Source organism: Mycolicibacterium neworleansense (assembly GCF_001245615.1).
Classification (GTDB): Bacteria; Actinomycetota; Actinomycetes; order Mycobacteriales; family Mycobacteriaceae; genus Mycobacterium; species Mycobacterium neworleansense.
Genome location: NZ_CWKH01000001.1, coordinates 723,098 through 740,830 on the forward strand (window position 1 = coordinate 723,098; position 17,733 = coordinate 740,830).

Below are 17,733 nucleotides of genomic sequence, written 5' to 3' on the forward strand. Positions count from 1 at the left end.
TGTGTCCGAGGGGGGACTTGAACCCCCACGCCCGTTAATAGGGCACTAGCACCTCAAGCTAGCGCGTCTGCCATTCCGCCACTCGGACTCGCCAGCCTCGCGGGCTGGGCGCCTAAGGTTATCGGATCGGGTGCCCAAGACCCAAACCGGCGTCTCAGAGCGAATCGGTGGTACCAATGGACTCTGTGACGGTCCCCGCCTCCAGCGCGGACGAGGTAGTCGATCTCGTCAGTGCGCTCATCCGATTCGACACCTCCAACACCGGTGACCCGGACACCACCAAGGGTGAGGCCGAGTGTGCCCACTGGGTGGCCGAGCAGCTGCAAGAGGTCGGCTACGAGACCGAATACGTCGAGGCCGGCGCACCCGGCCGGGGCAATGTGTTCGCCCGGTTGCCCGGTGCAGATCCGGCCCGCGGCGCACTGATGATCCACGGGCATCTCGACGTCGTGCCCGCCGAGCCGGCCGACTGGAGCGTGCACCCGTTCTCGGGTGCGGTCAAGGACGGCTATGTCTGGGGCCGGGGCGCGGTCGACATGAAGGACATGGTCGGGATGGCCATCGCGGTGGCCCGGCATTTCAAGCGGTCCGGGATCGTCCCGCCGCGTGACCTGGTGTTCGCGTTCGTCTCCGACGAGGAGCACGGCGGAACCTATGGTGCGAACTGGCTGGTGGACAACCGGCCCGACCTGTTCGAGGGCGTGACCGAGGCGATCGGCGAGGTGGGCGGCTTCTCCCTGACCGTGCCCCGCAAGGATGGCGGGGAGCGGCGGCTCTACCTGATCGAGACCGCAGAAAAGGGGCTGTCCTGGATGCGGCTGACGGCGCGGGGCCGGGCCGGGCACGGCTCGATGCTGCACGACGACAACGCCGTGACGGCCATTGCCGGCGCGGTGGACCGGCTGGGCCGGCACCAGTTCCCGCTGGTGCTCAACCCGGCCGTCGAGCAGTTCCTCACCGCGGTGGCCGAGGAGACCGGTTACGACTTCGACGTGAACTCGCCGGATCTGGACGGCACCATCGCCAAACTCGGTGGCGTGGCCCGGATCGTCTCGGCCACCCTGCGCGACACCGCCAACCCGACCATGCTCAAGGCCGGCTACAAGGCCAACGTCATTCCCGCGTCAGCGGAGGCCGTGATCGACTGCCGGGTGCTGCCCGGCCGCAAGGAGGCGTTCGAGCGCGAAGTCGACGCGCTGATCGGGCCCGACGTCACCCGCAGCTGGGAGCGTGACCTGCCGTCGTACGAGACCACGTTCGACGGGGACCTGGTGGACGCGATGAACGCGGCGATCCTCGCCCTGGACCCCGAAGCGCGCACGGTGCCCTACATGCTGTCGGGCGGAACCGATGCGAAGTCGTTCCAGCGGTTGGGGATTCGCTGCTTCGGGTTCGCGCCGCTGCGCCTGCCGCCGGACCTGGATTTCGCTGCGCTGTTCCACGGCGTCGATGAGCGGGTACCCGTGGACGCACTGCAGTTCGGGGCCGGCGTTCTGGAACACTTTCTGCGGAACTGCTGAGCACACGACGCACGACGAGAGGGAACCATGAGCACATCTCCGTACGACAGCCTGCCGAAGCTGCCGACGTTCACCCTGACCTCCGAATCGGTCACCGACGGACAGCCGCTGGCCAATGACCAGGTCAGCGGGATCATGGGAGCCGGCGGTTCAGACGTCTCGCCGCAGCTGAGCTGGTCGGGCTTCCCGGAGGAGACCAAGAGTTTCGCCGTCACGGTCTACGACCCCGATGCCCCGACCGCGTCAGGTTTCTGGCACTGGGCGGTGGCCGATCTGCCCGCCTCGGTGACCGAGCTGCCCGCCGGCGCCGGTGACGGCGGCGAGCTCCCCGGTGGGGCAGTCACCCTGACCAATGACGCCGGCCTCAAGCGCTACCTGGGCGCGGCCCCGCCGGCCGGTCACGGCCCGCACCGCTACTACATCGCGGTGCACGCGCTGCCCGTGGAGTCGCTGGAACTGCCCGAGGGCGCCACGCCGGCCTACCTGGGCTTCAATCTGTTCGGCCAGGCCATCGCCCGCGCCGTCATCCACGGCACCTACGAGCAGAACTAGCTCACCTGTCACTTGGCACCGCGAGCGTGCGTGTCTGCTGCCGACACGCCGCTCGCGGGCAGCAGTTCCTGCACGCTCGTGGCCGGGTCAGCGTGCGGCTGAGCCGATCGCGTCTGTCAGCGAGGCGAACCCGCCGGCGTGCAGCCGTTCGGCGATGCCGTCGTGAATATGCTTGGCCCACAAGCCGCCGCCGTAGATGAACCCTGTATAGCCCTGCAACAGCGTGGCGCCGGAAATGATCCGCTCCCACGCGTCGTCGGCGGTTTCGATACCGCCGGCGCTGATCAGCACGAGCTTGCCGCCCACGCGGGAGTGCAGCCGGCGCAGCACCTGCAGGGACCGGTGCGCCACCGGGCGCCCCGAGATACCGCCGGCGCCCAGGTCGCCGATGCCGGGGGTGGCCAGGCCGTCACGCGACACGGTGGTGTTGGTGGCGACGATGCCTGCCAACTCCAATTCGACTGCCAGGTCGGCGATTTCGTCGATATCGGCGTCGGAGAGATCGGGGGCGATCTTGACCAGCACGGGCTTGCTGGTCTCGGCCTTGACCGCGGCCAGGATCGGCCGCAGGGATTCCACGGCCTGCAGATCCCGCAGACCAGGGGTGTTCGGGGAGCTGACGTTGACGACCACGTAGGCGGCCAGGGCGCTCACCAGGCGGGTGCTCTCGGCGTAATCGGCCACCGCGTCCTCGGGGGGTGTCACCTTGGTCTTGCCGATGTTCACCCCGATCGGTACGTCGGGGGTGTGGCGGGCCAGCCGGATGGCCAGTGCGCCCGCGCCCTCGTTGTTGAACCCCATCCGGTTGAGCAGCGCGTGATCCTCGGGCAGCCGGAACAGCCGCGGCTCGGGGTTACCCGGCTGCGGTTGTGCGGTCACCGTGCCGACCTCGGCGTATCCGAAGCCGAGCGCGCCCCAGGTGTCCAGCCCGCGGCCGTCCTTGTCGAACCCGGCGGCCAGGCCCATCGGGCCGGGGAAGCGCACCCCGAAGACCGTGCTGGCCAGTACCGGGTCGGTGGGTGCCAACCGGCGCGCCAAGGCCCGGCGCAGGATCGCCGGGCCGGTGACGGCGCGCAGAAGGGCGAAGACCCACAGGTGAATCCGTTCCGGGGGCACCAGGAACAGTGCCCGCCGCAGAGCCGCGTAGATCACAGCGCAGGCGCCTGGGGTGTGCCCGGCATGGATGACGCGGTCTTCTTGCGGCGCAACAGCACCCGTCGGCTCCCATCTGTATAGGCCCGCACCCGGGTCAGTTCCCAGCCGCGGTACTCGGCCTCGATCGACAGGCGGATCGAGGCGCTGATCCTGGTGACATCAGGCGGTAGCCGCAGCGGTATCCAGTCGTATTCCTCGGACCGGTCCTCGGCGACGACCTTGTCCCATCCCGGCGGCATGCGGCCCTGCTGGATTGTGGTCATGGGCGACCCGACGCGGCGGGGATCACCTGCACACCGGCTCCCGAGCCGGACACCACGTAGAGGGTGTCCGTCCTGTCGTCGTAGGCCAGGGAGTTCGGTTGCTGCACGGTTCGATAACGCACCTTTTCCACCGGTATGCCGGTGGACAGATCGTAACCAATCACGGTATTGGCCGCGGTTTGCGACACCCAGGCCAGCTCGGCGGATCCGGCCAGTCCGTACGGGGCGGCGGGCACCGGGTAGCGCTGCCGCATGATCAACGGGTCGGTGCCGAACACCAGTAGCTCGTCGCCACGGGTATCGGCGACCAGCACCCGTCCCTGCGGATCGGCGGCCAAGGTGGTGGCGCCCTCGCCGGCCCGCAATGCCTGCGCGGCGTTGGTCCCTTCGGCGTTGACGGCCGTCACCGAGGTTTGACCGCGATCCAGAACCACCGCGGTATTGCCCTGTGTGACAAGCGAATCCACCCGGGCGAAGATCTTCAGCCGGGCAGCCACGGTGTGGTCGTCACCGAGTGTGTAGACCGCTCCGTCGGCACTGCCCAGGACCGGCTTGCCGTCGGCGCGCAAGGCGATCGCGGTGAACTCGACGTTCTGCTGGCCGTCCACATCGACTTTGCTGGCCTTGGTCTCGGCCAGGTTCACCCGGAAGTACCCGCCTCGGGTGGACGCGAGGACATCGCCCTTGCCGTCGACGGTCAGCGCCGTGGCCGCGGGCAGCAGTGTCACGTCGCGCCGCGGCCGGTTGCCGGTCAGCAGGCTCAGGGTCGACTGGCCTTCGGGGCCGGGGGTCAGCACGGCCAGCGTGCCGGTAGCTGGGTCGAACACGGCGCCGACGGCGTGCCCGCGCAATTCCCGGATCTCGCCGTCCGGGGCGGCCGCGACAGGGGGCGAAACAGCGGCCTGAGCGGGCTCGATGGTGGGCGGCGGGGCATCTGCGGGGTTGGACGTGCAGCCCGCGGTGAGCAGCAGGGCCAGCGCAACGAGGCCGGCGCGAACTGGCTGACCTGCAAGGATTGGGCGCAACGGATGGCTCTCGATCGAAATGGACGGTCGGTGACGTGCAGGAATCCAGTTTAGGCATGGCCGTCGGCCGGAAATGGTCGCGTCTGCAACCAACGCAGCATAAGTAGAGGTATGGTTCGACCATGACCCTCGCCGCAGACCGGGAACTGGGTAACCGAGAGTTTGCTATGGAGGATATTTCCACTGGTGTACACGCCAGTGGGTTTGGCCAAGTTGGCGATGGCCGGAGTTTTTCTTTCCACATCGAACGTCAGCAGCTGATGATCGAGATCTACCGTCCGCGGCTGTCCGGCCCGGTTCCGCTCGAGGACGACGTGGTGGCCGTGGCCACCCGCAAACTGACCGATATCGACCTGACTGATGAGCGCAGTCTGTCGGCAACCGTGCGTGACGCGGTCGCCGATGCGCAACCGGTTCCGCGCGCCTCTCGCTGACGCGGCGCAGCCCGGTCGTCACGGTACGGTCTTCGTCGTGACTGACGTCGGTGCCATGTCCTGGCTGCAAGTGATTGTGTTGTCGATTGTCCAGGGGCTCACCGAGTTTCTGCCGGTCTCGTCCTCGGGACACCTGGCGATCACCTCTCGGGTGTTCTTCGCCGACGACGCCGGCGCCTCGTTCACAGCGGTTACCCAGCTGGGAACCGAGCTCGCGGTGCTGGTGTACTTCGCCCGCGACATCGCCCGCATCATCAAGGCCTGGTTCAGCGGGCTGTTCGATGCGGCGCACCGGTCGGCCGACTACTGGCTGGGCTGGTGGGTGATCATCGGCAGCATTCCGATCGGCGTGTTCGGTCTGCTGTTCAAGGATGAAATCCGTACCGGCGCACGCAATCTGTGGCTGGTGGCCACGGCGCTGATCGTGTTCTCGGCCGTGATCGCCGCAGCCGAGTACTACGGCAGGCAGGTCCGCCGCGTCGAGCAGCTGACCTGGCGGGACAGCATCATCGTCGGCCTGGCCCAGTGCCTGGCGTTGGTGCCGGGAGTGTCGCGCTCCGGTGCGACCATCAGCGCCGGACTTTTCCTGGGCATGGAACGTGAGGTGGCCGCCCGCTTCGGTTTCCTGCTGGCGATTCCGGCGGTGTTCGCGTCGGGATTGTTTTCCCTGCCCGATGCGTTCCATCCGGTCGGGGAGGGGATGAGCGCCACCGGCGTCCAGCTCTTGGTGTCCACCGTGATCGCTTTCGTCGTCGGTTTCGCCGCGGTTGCCTGGTTCCTGAAATTCCTGGTGACGCACAGCATGTACTGGTTCGTCGGCTACCGGGTGGTGCTGGGCGTGGTAGTGCTGGCCCTGCTGGGTACCGGGGTGGTGGCGGCGCAATGATCGAGAACTGGAGGGCTGATCTGTGACGGTGATCCTGCTGCGGCACGGGCGTTCCACGTCGAACACCGCGCACACGCTGGCCGGCCGCAGCGAGGGCGTCGACCTCGACGAGCGGGGTGTCGAGCAGGCGGCCGGCCTGGTCGGGCGCATCGGGGAGCTACCGGTGACCGCGATCGTGCACTCGCCGCTGTTGCGCTGCGAGCGAACGGTGGCGCCGCTGGCCCAGGCCCTGGCACTGGCGCCGATCGTCGACGACCGGCTCACCGAGGTGGACTACGGCAGCTGGACCGGCCGTGCCATCGGCGAGCTCGTCAAGGAACCGCTGTGGTCGGTCGTGCAGCAGCAGCCAAGCGCGGCGGTGTTCCCCGAGGGCGAGGGCCTGGCCCAGGTGCAGGCCCGTGCGGTCGCCGCGGTGCGGGAACGTGACCGCGCGCTGGCCGAGCAGCACGGCGCCGACGTGCTGTGGGTGGCCTGCACACACGGCGACGTGATCAAGGCGGTGCTGGCCGATGCGCTGGGCGTGCATCTTGACGGCTTCCAGCGCATCACCGCCGACCCGGCGTCGATGAGCGTCATCCGTTACACCGAGCTCCGTCCGTTCGTGATGCACATCAACCACACCGGCACGCAGTTGAGTGCCGGACTGGCGGCCAAACCCGCCACCGACGCCGTAGTGGGTGGGTCCACCAACTGACCCGCGGTACCGCTAACGGTATTTTGGAAGGTGCCATGGCCCGCGCAATTCATGTTTTCCGCACTCCCGACCGCTTTGTGGCCGGGACCGTCGGCCAACCCGGTAATCGGACGTTCTATCTGCAGGCTGTCCACGACAAACGCGTGATCTCGGTGATCCTGGAAAAGCAGCAGGTCGCGGTCCTGGCCGAGCGGATCGCGGCCCTGTTGACCGAGATCAACCGTCGCTTCGGCACGCCGATCCCGCCGGACACCGGCGAGGTGAGTGACCTGCTGCCGCTGGTCACCCCGGTCGATGCCGAGTTCCGGGTCGGGACGATGGGGCTGGGCTGGGACTCGGAGGCGCAGACCGTCGTGGTGGAGTTGCTCGCGGTTTCTGAAGGCGAGTTCGACGCCTCGGTGGTGCTCGACGACGCCGAGGACGGGCCCGACGCCGTGCGGGTGTTCCTCACCCCGGAGTCGGCGCGGGAATTCGCCACCCGATCCAACCGGGTGATCTCGGCCGGACGCCCGCCCTGCCCGCTGTGCGACGAGCCGCTGGACCCCGATGGCCACATCTGCGTGCGTACCAACGGCTATCGGCGCGGTGAGGTGGCCGGGTCCGAAGATGACACCGACGCCTAGCACCGGCCCCGACGACGGCGCGGTACTGGCCGGTGGTGAGTTGACGGTGATCGGCCGGATCCGGTCGGCCAGCAACGCCACGTTCCTGTGCGAGGCGACCCTTCGCGAACGGCAGGTGCACTGCGTGTACAAGCCGATCCGGGGCGAGGCGCCGCTGTGGGATTTTCCCGACGGCACACTGGCCGGCCGCGAGCTGAGCGCCTATCTGGTGTCGGCGGCCCTGGGCTGGAACATCGTGCCGCGCACCATTATTCGCGACGGTCCGGCCGGCCCGGGCATGTTGCAGCTGTGGGTGGACCAGCCCGGGGACCAGGTTGGGGACCAGCCCGATGCCGGTCCGGACTTGGTGGATCTGCTGCCGGCCGGCCACCTGCCGCCGGGATTCCTGCCGATCCTGCAGGCTTACGACTACGCCGGTGACGAGGTGACGCTCGTGCACGCAGACGATCCGCGGCTGTTCCGGATGGCGGTGTTCGACGTGCTGATCAACAACGCCGACCGCAAGGGCGGGCACATCCTGGCCGGGATCGACGGTGGCGTGTACGGCGTCGACCACGGGGTGAGCCTGCATGTCGAGGACAAGCTGCGGACCGTGTTGTGGGGCTGGTCAGGCAAGCCCGTCGACGACGAAACCCTGGCCGACGTCGCGGCGCTACGGGACGGGTTCGGCGGGGTGGCCGAGCAGCTGTGCGCACACATCACCGACGCCGAGATCGCCGCGTTGCGGTCCAGAATCGTTGGATTACTGGACAACCCGGTGATGCCGACGCCCGATCGGCACCGGCCGATCCCGTGGCCGGCCTTCTAGCGGGCCCGGCCGAACCCCTCGAACGGATTCCAGGACTGGCTACCGCGCACCACGTGCAGGTAGTAGGCGTAGTTCGCCGTCGACATCGCCAGTGCCGCGATGCCCATGCCGACGGCCCGGCCGATCATGTCGCTGACGCCGAGCATGACCAGGACCGCGGCCACCGCGATCGTCAGTCCCAACAGCGTCAATCCCTTGCGCCACATGCCTTTGACCACGAAATAGAGCGGGCCGAACAGGAACGCCAGGATGTTGGAGGTCAGGCGCAGCTTGGCCATGAAGCTGAGGTTGCGGTAGGCGGCCTTGGCCTCGGGTGAGGCGCTGGGCAGGCCGTAGGTGTCGAAGAAGTCGAACTTCCAGCGCCACGAGTCGGACAGGTTGTCGACAGGGGTCTGCTCGGTCATGGAACTCCTACTGTGGCAGTGGCTTTCGCCATTGGGGGGACATTGTATCGCTTCGCGCTACCCGGTCAGCGCACCAATGCGGCCGTCCGGCTACCGCGTCGGACCGGCATTCCGTGCGCGCACCTGCGACACCACCGTGCGGATCGCATCGACGACTGCGTCAGGCCTCTCGAGCTGAATGACGTGACTGGAGTCGTCGAGCTTGCGGTGTGTGCTTTGGCTCGACCAGCTCGCTTCCTCCACTTGCATCTCCCACCAGGCCTGCTGCATTCGGTCGAACTGGTCAAGGGTCATGCCGGTGGCTGCCCGCTCGGAATCGCTGTATGCGCTCCAAGGCTTGCCCCGGGACAGCACTGCCAACGGCCGGTCGCCCAGTTCGCGGAAGGTCCCTGCCTCCCGCAACGTGCTCTCCATCGCTTCGGCTTCGTCGAACGAGGCGGCCAGCGAGATGGGTTGATAGGCACCGATCGCGCGCACGACGTCAGGGGGAAGCTCAGCGACCGTCGGCTCGGGAATGAGCAGCCGAGGCATGCCCGTCCAGGCCAGATACCGCAGGACTTTGAACACCGCCGGGATGCCTTCTTCCGGGCGGCCGGTCGCGGCGGCCAGCCGACCGGTCTGATCCGGGTGGGCTGCATCGACGAAGACCAGCCCGGCGACTTCGCTGCCGTGGTACTTGGTGAAGATCATCGTGAGAGGGCCGCCGAGCGATGCCCCAACCATGACGTAGGAAGGCGATTCGTTCGCCGCACGTAACGTTCGCTGAAGATCGGCGACCACGGCGACGGGGTCACGTGGCCCGTCACCAGCAGGCTCGCTCCACATCAGCCCCGCCCGATCGTACGAACACACCCGGGTGAAGGCGGCCACCTGTCGGTGCACCGGGAACCACAAAGCAGAACCGCTCGTGTCGGCACCGGATTCGAGCACCACTGTCGGCGAGCCCTGACCGCGGCAATCGAGATGAATGGCACGCCCACCGATATCGATCATCTTGCCCGGCGCCGGAAACTCCGCGGTGGCGCGGTTTCGTTCGATCTGTTCCCATGCCGCGCCCGATCCGACCGCCGCGACCGCACCGGCCAGCGCACACAGCAGGATTACTTTGACCAGTCGCCTCACGCTGCCAAGTTACTGGCGCACCAGCACAACAGGACCCGCCACCGCACCAATTCGGCGCGCCACCGATACTTGGTCGGTGCACGCGACCGACGCCGACCTGGCTGCCGCAGTGGCCAAGGAGGCCGGTGAGCTGTTGCTGTCCGTACGCGAGGAGATCGGCTTCTACGACCCGTACTACCTCGGCGACGAGGGAGACCGGCGATCCAATGCCCTGATCCTGGACCGGTTGGCCCAGGCCCGCCCCGGTGATTCGGTGCTCAGCGAGGAGGCGGTCGACGACCTGGCCCGCGTCGAGGCCGACCGGGTTTGGATCGTCGACCCGGTGGACGGCACCCACGAATTCTCGTTGCCGGGCCGAGAGGACTGGGCGGTGCACATCGCCCTGTGGCAGCGCTCGGTCGGCATCGACGGTGGCCTGTCGGACGCCGTGGTGGCCCTGCCCGCCCGGGGGGAGGTGTACCGCAGCGATACGGTCACCCCGCCCGGACCGCGCCGCGACGGGCCACTGCTGATCACCGCGAGCTCGAATCGACCACCCGCGGTGCTGTGGCGGATGCGTGAGCAGCTCGACTTCCGGATGGTGCGCATCGGCTCGGCCGGGGCCAAGGCGATGGCCGTGGTGCGCGGTGACGTCGACGCCTACATCCACGCCGGCGGGCAGTGGGAGTGGGACTCGGCCGCACCGGCGGGGGTGGTGCTGGCCGCGGGCCTGCACGCCTCCCGGCTGGACGGCTCGGAGCTGCGCTACAACCGCGCCGACCCGTATCTGCCGGATTTCGTCATGTGCCGCAAAGAGCTGGCACCGATGCTGCTGGCCGCGATCGGGGTGGCCCGGTGAGCGTTCTGCGCAGCGACGCCGGTGATGCGGGAATGAAACTGTCCGCGCCGTTGTCTGACTTGGGAGAATTGTGCGGGACCGACCGGCGGGAGGCCGTCCTGAGCGAGCACCTTAGAGTCGAGACCATGCGATCGTGGGCGGCGCCGTCAGTTCCGGTGCTGGAGGGGCGTGGTCCGCAGCTGCGGCTGTACGACAGCGCCGACCGGCAGGTACGTCCGGTGACTCCCGGGCCGACGGCCACCATGTACGTGTGTGGCATCACCCCGTATGACGCGACCCATCTGGGTCACGCCGCGACCTATCTGACCTTCGATCTGGTGCACCGGTTGTGGCTGGACGCCGGGCACACCGTGCATTACGTGCAGAACGTCACCGATGTGGACGATCCGCTGTTCGAGCGGGCCGAGCGTGACGGTATCGACTGGCGCGAGCTCGGCGACCGGGAGACCGAGCTGTTCCGCGAGGACATGGCCGCCCTGCGGGTGCTGCCGCCGCACGACTACGTCGCCGCCACCGAGGCGATCGCCGAGGTGGTCGAGCTGGTGGAGAAGATGCTGGCCTCGGGTGCGGCCTATGTGGTCGACGATGCCGAATATCCCGATGTGTACTACCGTGCCGACGCCACGGTGCAGTTCGGTTACGAGTCGGGCTACGACCGCGACACCATGCTGCGGCTGTTCGCCGAGCGGGGCGGTGACCCCGACCGCGCCGGCAAGGGCGACGAACTCGATGCCCTGCTGTGGCGGGCCCAGCGGCCCGGTGAGCCCAGCTGGCCGTCTCCCTTCGGTGCGGGCCGGCCCGGCTGGCACGTCGAGTGTTCGGCGATCGCGCTGACCCGCATCGGCTCGGGCCTGGACATCCAGGGCGGTGGCAGCGACCTGATCTTCCCGCACCACGAGTTCTCCGCCGCGCACGCCGAATCGGTCACGGGGGAGCGGCGTTTCGCCCGCCACTACGTGCACGGCGGCATGATTGGCTGGGACGGGCACAAGATGAGCAAGAGCCGCGGCAACCTGGTCCTGGTGTCGCGGCTGCGCGCCCAGGGTGTGGACCCGTCGGCCGTGCGGCTCGGATTGTTCGCCGGGCACTACCGCAGCGACCGGTTCTGGAGCGATGCGGTGCTCGAGGAGGCCGCCGCCCGGCTCAAGCACTGGCGCAGTGCCGCCGCGCTACCGGCCGGGCCGGATGCCACCGATGTGGTGGCCCGGGTGCGCCAGTATCTCGCCGACGATTTGGACACCCCGAAAGTGCTTGCCGCACTAGATGGTTGGTGTACCGACGCGCTGGCCTACGGCGGTCACGACCCGGCCGCACCCCGTCAGGTCGCCGACACGGTGGACGCGCTGCTGGGCGTCGAGCTCTAGGTCTCGTCGGCGCCGCCCCGGTGGGGTACGTTGCGGCCATGGGTTCTGTGAACGGGAAAGTCGTCTTCATCACCGGCGGTGCACGCGGTATCGGTGCCGAGGTGGCCCGCCGGCTGCGGCGCAGGGGCGCCAAGCTGGTGCTCACCGACCTCGATGAGGCGCCGCTGAGCGCGCTGTCCGCCGAGCTCGGCGAAGAGCATGTGCTGACCGCGCTGGCCGACGTGCGGGATCTGGCCGCCATGCAGAAGGCCGCCGACGCCGCCGTCGAGCGTTTCGGCGGCATCGACATCGTGATGGCCAACGCCGGTATCGCCAGCTTCGGTTCGGTCCTGCAGGTCGATCCCGAGGCTTTCAAGCGGGTCATCGACATCAACGTGACCGGAGTGTTCAACACCGTGCGCGCCACGCTGGGGTCCGTCATCGAGCGCCGCGGTTACGTGCTGGTGGTGTCCTCGCTGGCGGCGTTCACCTCGGCACCCGGGCTGGCCGCGTATCACGCGTCCAAGGCCGGCGCCGAGTACTTCGCCAACACGCTGCGACTCGAGGTGGCCCACCGCGGCGTCGACGTCGGCTCGGCGCACATGAGCTGGATCGACACCCCGCTGGTGCAGGACGCCAAGTCGGATCTGTCGGCGTTCCGGGAGATGCTGTCCAAGCTGCCGCCGCCACTGAACCGGACCACCACCGTCGACGCCTGTGGCGCCGCCTTCGTCAAGGGCATCGAGGGGCGCAAGAAGCGCATCTACAGCCCCGAGTGGGTGGGGGCGTTCCGCTGGATCCGGCCGTTCGTCACCACCCCGCTGGCCGAGCGCGACATCCGCAAGTTCACCCCGACGCTGCTGCCGAAACTCGACGCCGAAGCCGCCGCTCTCGGCCGCTCGACGAGTGCGCGCATCGAGGCCCTGGAGAAGGACTAACGGCTCCGGCTGAATTGGCTGCTCAGCGGCTCCGGCTGAATTGGCCGCTCAGCGGCCGCGACGCCGCAGGTAGCGCTCGAACTCCGCGGCCAGCGCGTCGCCGTCGATCTTGCCGAGCGCCTCGTTCATGTCGACCTCGGCGTCGCCGCGCTGTTCCAACGAGGTGACGTACTCCGCGATCTCCTCGTCCTCGGCGGTCATCTCGGTGACGGCCTGCTCCCACTCCTCGGCGGCAGCGGGCAGATCGGCCAGAGGCACCTCGACGTCCAGCACGTCCTCGACCCGGCGCAGCAGGGCCACGGTCGCCTTCGGGCTGGGCGGCTGGGAGACGTAATGCGGAACCGCGGCCCAGAAGGTCACGGCCGGGATGCCGGCCTGCACGCAGGCGTCCTGGAACACCCCGGCGATCCCGGTCGGCCCTTCGTAGCGGGTCTCCTCCAGCCCGAAGAACTTCGCCGATTCGGCCGAATACGCCGAGCCCGACACCGGTACGGGCCGGGTGTGCGGGGTATCGGCCAGCAGCGCGCCCAGGATCACCACGGTCTGCACGTTGAGCTTGTCGGCGATGGCCAGCAACTCGGCGCAGAAGGTGCGCCAGCGCATGTTGGGTTCGACGCCGTGCATCAACACCACGTCACGGTTGCTGCCCGGGGGACGGCAGTGCGAGATCCGCATCGACGGCCAGACCAGTTCCCGCGTAACGCCGTCGACCTGGCGAATCACCGGCCGGTTCACCTGGTAGTCGTAGTACGACTCGTCGTCGATCTCGACGATCGGCTGGGCCTCCCAGATCGCATCCAGATGGTCCAGCGCGTCACTGGCCGCGTCGCCTGCGTCATTCCAGCCCTCGAAGGCGGCCACGATGGTGGCGTCCTTCAATTCGGGCAGGTTCATACGCCGGCCGGCGTTCGGATACGACGGTGTCACACCTCAAGCGTAAGCCTTGGACCGTGGCCGTGAGCCCGTTGTGCGCGTGGGTCGCCCCCGTGCCGAACAGCGGTGTTCGATAGACCGACTACCCTGTTGATGTGACTGCCGTTGACAAATCTGCCTACGACACCGACCTGGTGAACACCCGGTCGAGGTGCGTAGTGGTGGGCGACGGTGCGGTCGAGACCAAAAACGTTCGGCTGCAATCTGGTTAACCCTGGTGCCTACGACATTGCTGGCAGGATCGGTGAGCTGTCGGACGGAGGCACCGCGATCGCCGCGCGGGTCGGGGTCGATCGCGACGACGACGAGTTGGGCGTCCACACGTCACTCAGGTGACGACGTAGACTCTTCTGGTCGAGAGGCGTTGCAACGGTTCCGGGTTCTCGCCCGTATCCGCCACGCTCGGCAGAGTCAAGGACGCCTTCCGTTACGGAAGGAACGTACGTGAACATCGCCAAGCCGAACACCTTCGCGCCGAACATCCGCCCGGACTGCACCGACGAACTGACGGCTGCGCTGGGCCGGCGGATCATGGTGATCGACGGCGCGATGGGCACCGCCATCCAGCGGGACCGGCCGGACGAGGCGGGCTATCGCGGCGAGCGGTTCAAGGACTGGCCGAGCCCGGTTCAGGGCAACAACGACCTGCTCAACCTGACGCAGCCGCAGATCATCGAGGGGATCCACCGCGAGTACCTCGAAGCGGGCGCCGACATCCTGGAGACCAACACGTTCAACGCGAACGCGGTCTCCCTCTCCGACTACGGCATGCAGGAGCTGAGCTATGAGCTCAACTATGCCGGTGCCGCCCTGGCCCGTAAGGCCTGCGACGAGTTCAGCACCCCGGAGAAGCCCCGTTACGTCGCCGGCGCGCTGGGCCCGACGACGCGGACCGCGTCGATCTCGCCGGACGTCAACGATCCCGGAGCGCGCAACGTCTCCTACGACCAGTTGGTGGCCGCGTACCTCGAGGCTGCCAACGGCCTGGTCGACGGTGGCGCCGACCTCCTCATCGTCGAGACCATCTTCGACACGCTGAACGCCAAGGCCGCGGTGTTCGCCATGGAGACACTGTTCGAGGAGCGCGGACGCCGCTGGCCGGTGATCATCTCGGGCACCATCACCGATGCTTCCGGGCGGACACTGTCCGGTCAGGTCACCGAAGCGTTCTGGAACTCGATCCGGCACGCCAAGCCGATCGCGGTGGGCCTCAACTGCGCCCTGGGCGCGCCGGAGATGAGGCCCTACATCGCCGAGATGGCGCGGATCGCGGACACCTTCGTCTCCTGCTACCCGAACGCGGGCCTGCCCAACGCCTTCGGCGAGTACGACGAGACCCCCAAGCGACAGGCCGGGTATGTGGCCGACTTCGCCCAGGCGGGTCTGGTCAACCTGGTCGGTGGTTGCTGCGGAACGGCGCCGGCGCACATCGCCGAGATCGCCAAGGTCGTCGAGGGCGTGCCGCCGCGCGAGGTGCCGCAGATCCCGGTGGCGACCCGGCTGGCGGGCCTGGAGCCGCTCAACATCACCGAGGACTCCCTGTTCGTCAACATCGGTGAGCGCACCAACATCACCGGCTCCGCGCGGTTCCGCAACCTCATCAAGGCCGAGGACTACGACACCGCGCTGTCGGTGGCCCTGCAGCAGGTCGAGGTCGGTGCGCAGGTCATCGACATCAACATGGACGAGGGCATGATCGACGGCGTCGCCGCGATGGACCGGTTCACCAAGCTGATCGCGGCCGAGCCCGACATCAGCCGGGTCCCGGTGATGATCGACTCCTCCAAGTGGGAGGTCATCGAGGCGGGCCTGAAGAACGTGCAGGGCAAGCCGATCGTCAACTCGATCTCCATGAAGGAGGGCGAGGAGAAGTTCATCCGCGAGGCACGGCTGTGCCGCAAGTTCGGCGCCGCCGTCGTCGTCATGGCCTTCGACGAACAGGGGCAGGCCGACAACCTGCAGCGCCGCAAGGAGATCTGCGGGCGTGCCTACCGGATCCTGACCGAGGAGGTCGGCTTCCCGGCCGAGGACATCATCTTCGACCCGAACTGCTTCGCGCTGGCCACGGGTATCGAGGAGCACGCGACATACGGCATCGACTTCATCGACGCCTGCGCCTGGATCAAGGAGAACCTGCCCGGAGTGCACATCTCGGGCGGCATCTCCAACGTGTCGTTCTCGTTCCGCGGCAACAACCCGGTCCGCGAGGCGATCCACGCGGTGTTCCTGTTCCACGCCATCAAGGCCGGCCTGGACATGGGCATCGTCAACGCCGGTGCGCTGGTGCCCTACGACTCGATCGACCCCGAACTGCGGGAGCGTATCGAGGACGTCGTCCTGAACCGTCGCGAGGATGCCGCCGAGCGGCTCTTGGAGATCGCCGAGCGGTTCAACACCAAGGGCAAGGAAGAGGATCCCGTCGCGGCTCAATGGCGATCTCTGCCGGTCCGCGCGCGGATCACGCACGCCCTGGTCAAGGGCATCGACGCCCACGTGGACGACGACACCGAGGAGTTGCGGGCCGAGATCGCCGCGGCAGGTGGTCGACCGATCGAGGTGATCGAGGGTCCGCTGATGGACGGCATGAACGTCGTCGGCGACCTGTTCGGCTCGGGCAAGATGTTCCTGCCGCAGGTGGTGAAGTCGGCCCGGGTGATGAAGAAGGCTGTTGCCTACCTGCTTCCGTTCATCGAGGCGGAGAAGGCGGAGAACGGGACGGCCGATTCCAAGGACACCAATGGCACGATCATCATGGCGACGGTCAAGGGCGACGTCCACGACATCGGCAAGAACATCGTCGGGGTTGTGCTGCAGTGCAACAACTTCGAAGTGATCGACCTCGGTGTGATGGTGCCCGCCCAGAAGATTCTGGACGCGGCCAAGGAACACGACGCCGACATCATCGGACTGTCCGGCCTGATCACCCCGTCCCTGGACGAGATGGTCAACTTCGCCGTCGAGATGGAACGCGAAGGGCTGGAGATCCCGCTGCTGATCGGCGGCGCGACCACGTCGCGGGCCCACACGGCCGTGAAGGTGGCACCGCGTCGTAGCGGTCCGGTGGTCTGGGTCAAAGATGCGTCCCGCTCGGTGCCGGTCGCGGCCGCACTCCTCGACGACAAGCAGAGGCCGGCCCTGCTGGAAGCCACCCAGAAGGATTACGCGTCCTTGCGGGAGCGGCACGCCCAGAAGAACGAGCGGCCGATGCTGACGCTGGAGAAGGCCCGCGCGAACCGGACGCCGATCGACTGGGACGGCTACACGCCGCCGGTACCCGTCCAGGGTCTCGGCGTGCGGGAGTTCGAGAACTACGACCTCGCCGAACTGCGCGAGTACATCGACTGGCAGCCGTTCTTCAACGCGTGGGAGATGAAGGGCCGCTTCCCCGACATCCTCAACAACCCGGCATCCGGCGAGGCTGCCCGGAAGTTGTACGACGATGCCCAGCAGATGCTCGACACGCTGATCAAGGAGAAGTGGCTGCGCGCCAACGGGGTGATCGGGTTCTTCCCGGCGAACGCCGTCGGTGACGACATCGAGGTGTACACCGACGAGACCCGGACCGAGGTGCTGACCACGTTGCACAACCTGCGCCAGCAGGGCGAGCACCGGGACGGCATCCCGAACCGGAGCCTCGGCGACTTCATCGCGCCCAGAGAAACCGGGGTCCCGGACTACGTCGGCGCCTTCGCCGTCACGGCGGGCCTCGGCAGCCAGGACAAGATCATGGAGTTCAAGGCGGCCCTGGACGACTACAGCGCCATCCTGCTGGAGTCGCTTGCCGACCGGCTGGCAGAGGCCTTCGCCGAGCGGATGCACCAGCGGGTCCGGGAGGAGTTCTGGGGATACCAGCCCGACGAGCACCTCGACAACGAGGAGCTGATCGGGGAGAAGTACGTCGGAATCCGCCCGGCCCCCGGCTACCCGGCCTGCCCCGAGCACACCGAGAAGGTGACGCTGTGGAAGCTGATGGATGTCCAGGAGCGCACCGGTATCGAGCTGACCGAGTCGATGGCGATGTGGCCCGGTGCCGCGGTCAGCGGCTGGTACTTCTCGCATCCGCAGTCGCAGTACTTCGTGGTCGGCCGGATGGCGCAGGACCAGGTCGCCGACTACGCGAAGCGTAAGGGCTGGACGTTGCAGGAGGCCGAACGCTGGCTGGCACCCAACCTCGGCTACAACCCGGAGGATTGAG

17 protein-coding genes and 1 tRNA gene are annotated in these 17,733 nt (G+C 67.8%); 11 read left to right on the plus strand and 7 right to left on the minus strand.

Going from position 1 to position 17,733, the window contains the following annotated elements; translation table 11 throughout:
• Positions 1–2 precede the first annotated feature (2 nt).
• Positions 3–88, minus strand: a tRNA-Leu gene (locus BN2156_RS03350).
• Between the two features lie 88 nt (positions 89–176).
• On the opposite strand from BN2156_RS03350, the gene BN2156_RS03355 reads away from it, so the two are divergent.
• Entirely contained in the window at positions 177–1,520 is a 1,344-nt protein-coding gene (locus BN2156_RS03355; protein ID WP_162490726.1) for a M20/M25/M40 family metallo-hydrolase, read from the plus strand.
• Positions 1,521–1,547: 27 nt separating this feature from the next.
• Complete coding sequence (locus BN2156_RS03360; protein WP_090510197.1) at positions 1,548–2,072, plus strand: YbhB/YbcL family Raf kinase inhibitor-like protein; 525 nt, start codon at positions 1,548–1,550, stop codon at positions 2,070–2,072.
• Positions 2,073–2,159: 87 nt separating this feature from the next.
• Here BN2156_RS03360 and BN2156_RS03365 read toward each other — a convergent pair whose 3' ends face one another.
• From BN2156_RS03365 to BN2156_RS03375, 3 genes are read right to left on the minus strand one after another with little or no spacing between them, the layout of a single operon-like run.
• Entirely contained in the window at positions 2,160–3,221 is a 1,062-nt protein-coding gene (locus BN2156_RS03365) for a quinone-dependent dihydroorotate dehydrogenase (protein WP_162490812.1), read from the minus strand.
• Positions 3,221–3,490: a DUF5703 family protein gene (locus tag BN2156_RS03370; RefSeq protein ID WP_090510203.1), complete on the minus strand. Its 270-nt coding sequence runs from the start codon at positions 3,488–3,490 to the stop codon at positions 3,221–3,223. Before BN2156_RS03370 ends, BN2156_RS03365 begins: the two co-directional genes overlap by 1 nt.
• Positions 3,487–4,515 (minus strand): YncE family protein, encoded by a 1,029-nt coding sequence (locus tag BN2156_RS03375; protein ID WP_090510205.1) that lies wholly within the window; start codon positions 4,513–4,515, stop codon positions 3,487–3,489. Before BN2156_RS03375 ends, BN2156_RS03370 begins: the two co-directional genes overlap by 4 nt.
• Before the next feature lie 122 nt (positions 4,516–4,637).
• Here BN2156_RS03375 and BN2156_RS03380 point away from each other — a divergent pair, with 122 nt between their 5' ends.
• The 5 genes from BN2156_RS03380 to BN2156_RS03400 are packed head-to-tail and all read left to right on the plus strand — an operon-like array spanning position 4,638 to position 7,960.
• Positions 4,638–4,949 carry a hypothetical protein gene (locus tag BN2156_RS03380; protein WP_090510208.1) on the plus strand — a complete coding sequence of 104 codons (312 nt, stop codon included), beginning with the start codon at positions 4,638–4,640 and terminating at the stop codon, positions 4,947–4,949.
• 55 nt (positions 4,950–5,004) lie between these two features.
• Positions 5,005–5,835 carry an undecaprenyl-diphosphate phosphatase gene (locus BN2156_RS03385; RefSeq protein WP_090515415.1) on the plus strand — a complete coding sequence of 277 codons (831 nt, stop codon included), beginning with the start codon at positions 5,005–5,007 and terminating at the stop codon, positions 5,833–5,835.
• A 22-nt stretch (positions 5,836–5,857) separates the two neighbouring features.
• Positions 5,858–6,529, plus strand: coding sequence for a histidine phosphatase family protein (locus BN2156_RS03390; RefSeq protein ID WP_090510211.1), 672 nt, complete (start codon positions 5,858–5,860; stop codon positions 6,527–6,529).
• Positions 6,530–6,564: 35 nt separating this feature from the next.
• Positions 6,565–7,152 carry an Rv2134c family protein gene (locus BN2156_RS03395; protein ID WP_090510214.1) on the plus strand — a complete coding sequence of 196 codons (588 nt, stop codon included), beginning with the start codon at positions 6,565–6,567 and terminating at the stop codon, positions 7,150–7,152.
• Positions 7,136–7,960: an Rv2133c family protein gene (locus tag BN2156_RS03400; protein ID WP_090510216.1), complete on the plus strand. Its 825-nt coding sequence runs from the start codon at positions 7,136–7,138 to the stop codon at positions 7,958–7,960. Before BN2156_RS03395 ends, BN2156_RS03400 begins: the two co-directional genes overlap by 17 nt.
• On the opposite strand, the gene BN2156_RS03405 is transcribed toward BN2156_RS03400, so the two are convergent.
• Both BN2156_RS03405 and BN2156_RS03410 read right to left on the minus strand, forming a co-directional pair.
• On the minus strand, positions 7,957–8,364 hold the full coding sequence (locus BN2156_RS03405) for a DUF2628 domain-containing protein (RefSeq protein WP_090510219.1): 408 nt from the start codon (positions 8,362–8,364) through the stop codon (positions 7,957–7,959). The genes BN2156_RS03400 and BN2156_RS03405 overlap by 4 nt on opposite strands.
• A 90-nt stretch (positions 8,365–8,454) precedes the next feature.
• On the minus strand, positions 8,455–9,357 hold the full coding sequence (locus BN2156_RS03410; RefSeq protein WP_131725123.1) for an alpha/beta fold hydrolase: 903 nt from the start codon (positions 9,355–9,357) through the stop codon (positions 8,455–8,457).
• 205 nt (positions 9,358–9,562) lie between these two features.
• On the opposite strand from BN2156_RS03410, the gene BN2156_RS03415 reads away from it, so the two are divergent.
• The 3 genes from BN2156_RS03415 to BN2156_RS03425 all read left to right on the plus strand — a co-directional run bounded on the left by BN2156_RS03415 (position 9,563) and on the right by BN2156_RS03425 (position 12,605).
• Positions 9,563–10,324 carry a 3'(2'),5'-bisphosphate nucleotidase CysQ gene (locus BN2156_RS03415; protein ID WP_090510224.1) on the plus strand — a complete coding sequence of 254 codons (762 nt, stop codon included), beginning with the start codon at positions 9,563–9,565 and terminating at the stop codon, positions 10,322–10,324.
• A gap of 125 nt (positions 10,325–10,449) precedes the next feature.
• The gene (gene mshC / locus BN2156_RS03420; RefSeq protein WP_090515417.1) at positions 10,450–11,688 is read left to right on the plus strand and encodes a cysteine--1-D-myo-inosityl 2-amino-2-deoxy-alpha-D-glucopyranoside ligase; all 1,239 of its coding nucleotides are present in this window, start codon (positions 10,450–10,452) and stop codon (positions 11,686–11,688) included.
• A 38-nt stretch (positions 11,689–11,726) separates the two neighbouring features.
• The gene (locus tag BN2156_RS03425) at positions 11,727–12,605 is read left to right on the plus strand and encodes an SDR family oxidoreductase (RefSeq protein ID WP_090510225.1); all 879 of its coding nucleotides are present in this window, start codon (positions 11,727–11,729) and stop codon (positions 12,603–12,605) included.
• Positions 12,606–12,653: 48 nt separating this feature from the next.
• On the opposite strand, the gene BN2156_RS03430 is transcribed toward BN2156_RS03425, so the two are convergent.
• Positions 12,654–13,499: a PAC2 family protein gene (locus BN2156_RS03430; RefSeq protein ID WP_276020899.1), complete on the minus strand. Its 846-nt coding sequence runs from the start codon at positions 13,497–13,499 to the stop codon at positions 12,654–12,656.
• Between the two features lie 483 nt (positions 13,500–13,982).
• Here BN2156_RS03430 and metH point away from each other — a divergent pair, with 483 nt between their 5' ends.
• Positions 13,983–17,732: a methionine synthase gene (gene metH, locus BN2156_RS03435; protein ID WP_090510230.1), complete on the plus strand. Its 3,750-nt coding sequence runs from the start codon at positions 13,983–13,985 to the stop codon at positions 17,730–17,732.
• The last annotated feature ends 1 nt before the right edge of the window (position 17,733 follow it).

Excerpts from the sequence above, each read along its gene's own strand:
- BN2156_RS03355 (WP_162490726.1), top strand. The coding sequence starts at position 177 with ATGGACTCTGTGACGGTCCCCGCCTCCAGCGCGGACGAGGTAGTCGAT.
- BN2156_RS03360 (WP_090510197.1), top strand. The coding sequence starts at position 1,548 with ATGAGCACATCTCCGTACGACAGCCTGCCGAAGCTGCCGACGTTCACC.
- BN2156_RS03370 (WP_090510203.1), bottom strand. The coding sequence starts at position 3,490 with ATGACCACAATCCAGCAGGGCCGCATGCCGCCGGGATGGGACAAGGTC.
- BN2156_RS03380 (WP_090510208.1), top strand. The coding sequence starts at position 4,638 with ATGACCCTCGCCGCAGACCGGGAACTGGGTAACCGAGAGTTTGCTATG.
- BN2156_RS03385 (WP_090515415.1), top strand. The coding sequence starts at position 5,005 with ATGTCCTGGCTGCAAGTGATTGTGTTGTCGATTGTCCAGGGGCTCACC.
- BN2156_RS03395 (WP_090510214.1), top strand. The coding sequence starts at position 6,565 with ATGGCCCGCGCAATTCATGTTTTCCGCACTCCCGACCGCTTTGTGGCC.
- BN2156_RS03400 (WP_090510216.1), top strand. The coding sequence starts at position 7,136 with ATGACACCGACGCCTAGCACCGGCCCCGACGACGGCGCGGTACTGGCC.
- BN2156_RS03405 (WP_090510219.1), bottom strand. The coding sequence starts at position 8,364 with ATGACCGAGCAGACCCCTGTCGACAACCTGTCCGACTCGTGGCGCTGG.
- BN2156_RS03410 (WP_131725123.1), bottom strand. The coding sequence starts at position 9,357 with ATGATCGATATCGGTGGGCGTGCCATTCATCTCGATTGCCGCGGTCAG.
- mshC (WP_090515417.1), top strand. The coding sequence starts at position 10,450 with ATGCGATCGTGGGCGGCGCCGTCAGTTCCGGTGCTGGAGGGGCGTGGT.
- BN2156_RS03425 (WP_090510225.1), top strand. The coding sequence starts at position 11,727 with ATGGGTTCTGTGAACGGGAAAGTCGTCTTCATCACCGGCGGTGCACGC.
- BN2156_RS03430 (WP_276020899.1), bottom strand. The coding sequence starts at position 13,499 with ATGAACCTGCCCGAATTGAAGGACGCCACCATCGTGGCCGCCTTCGAG.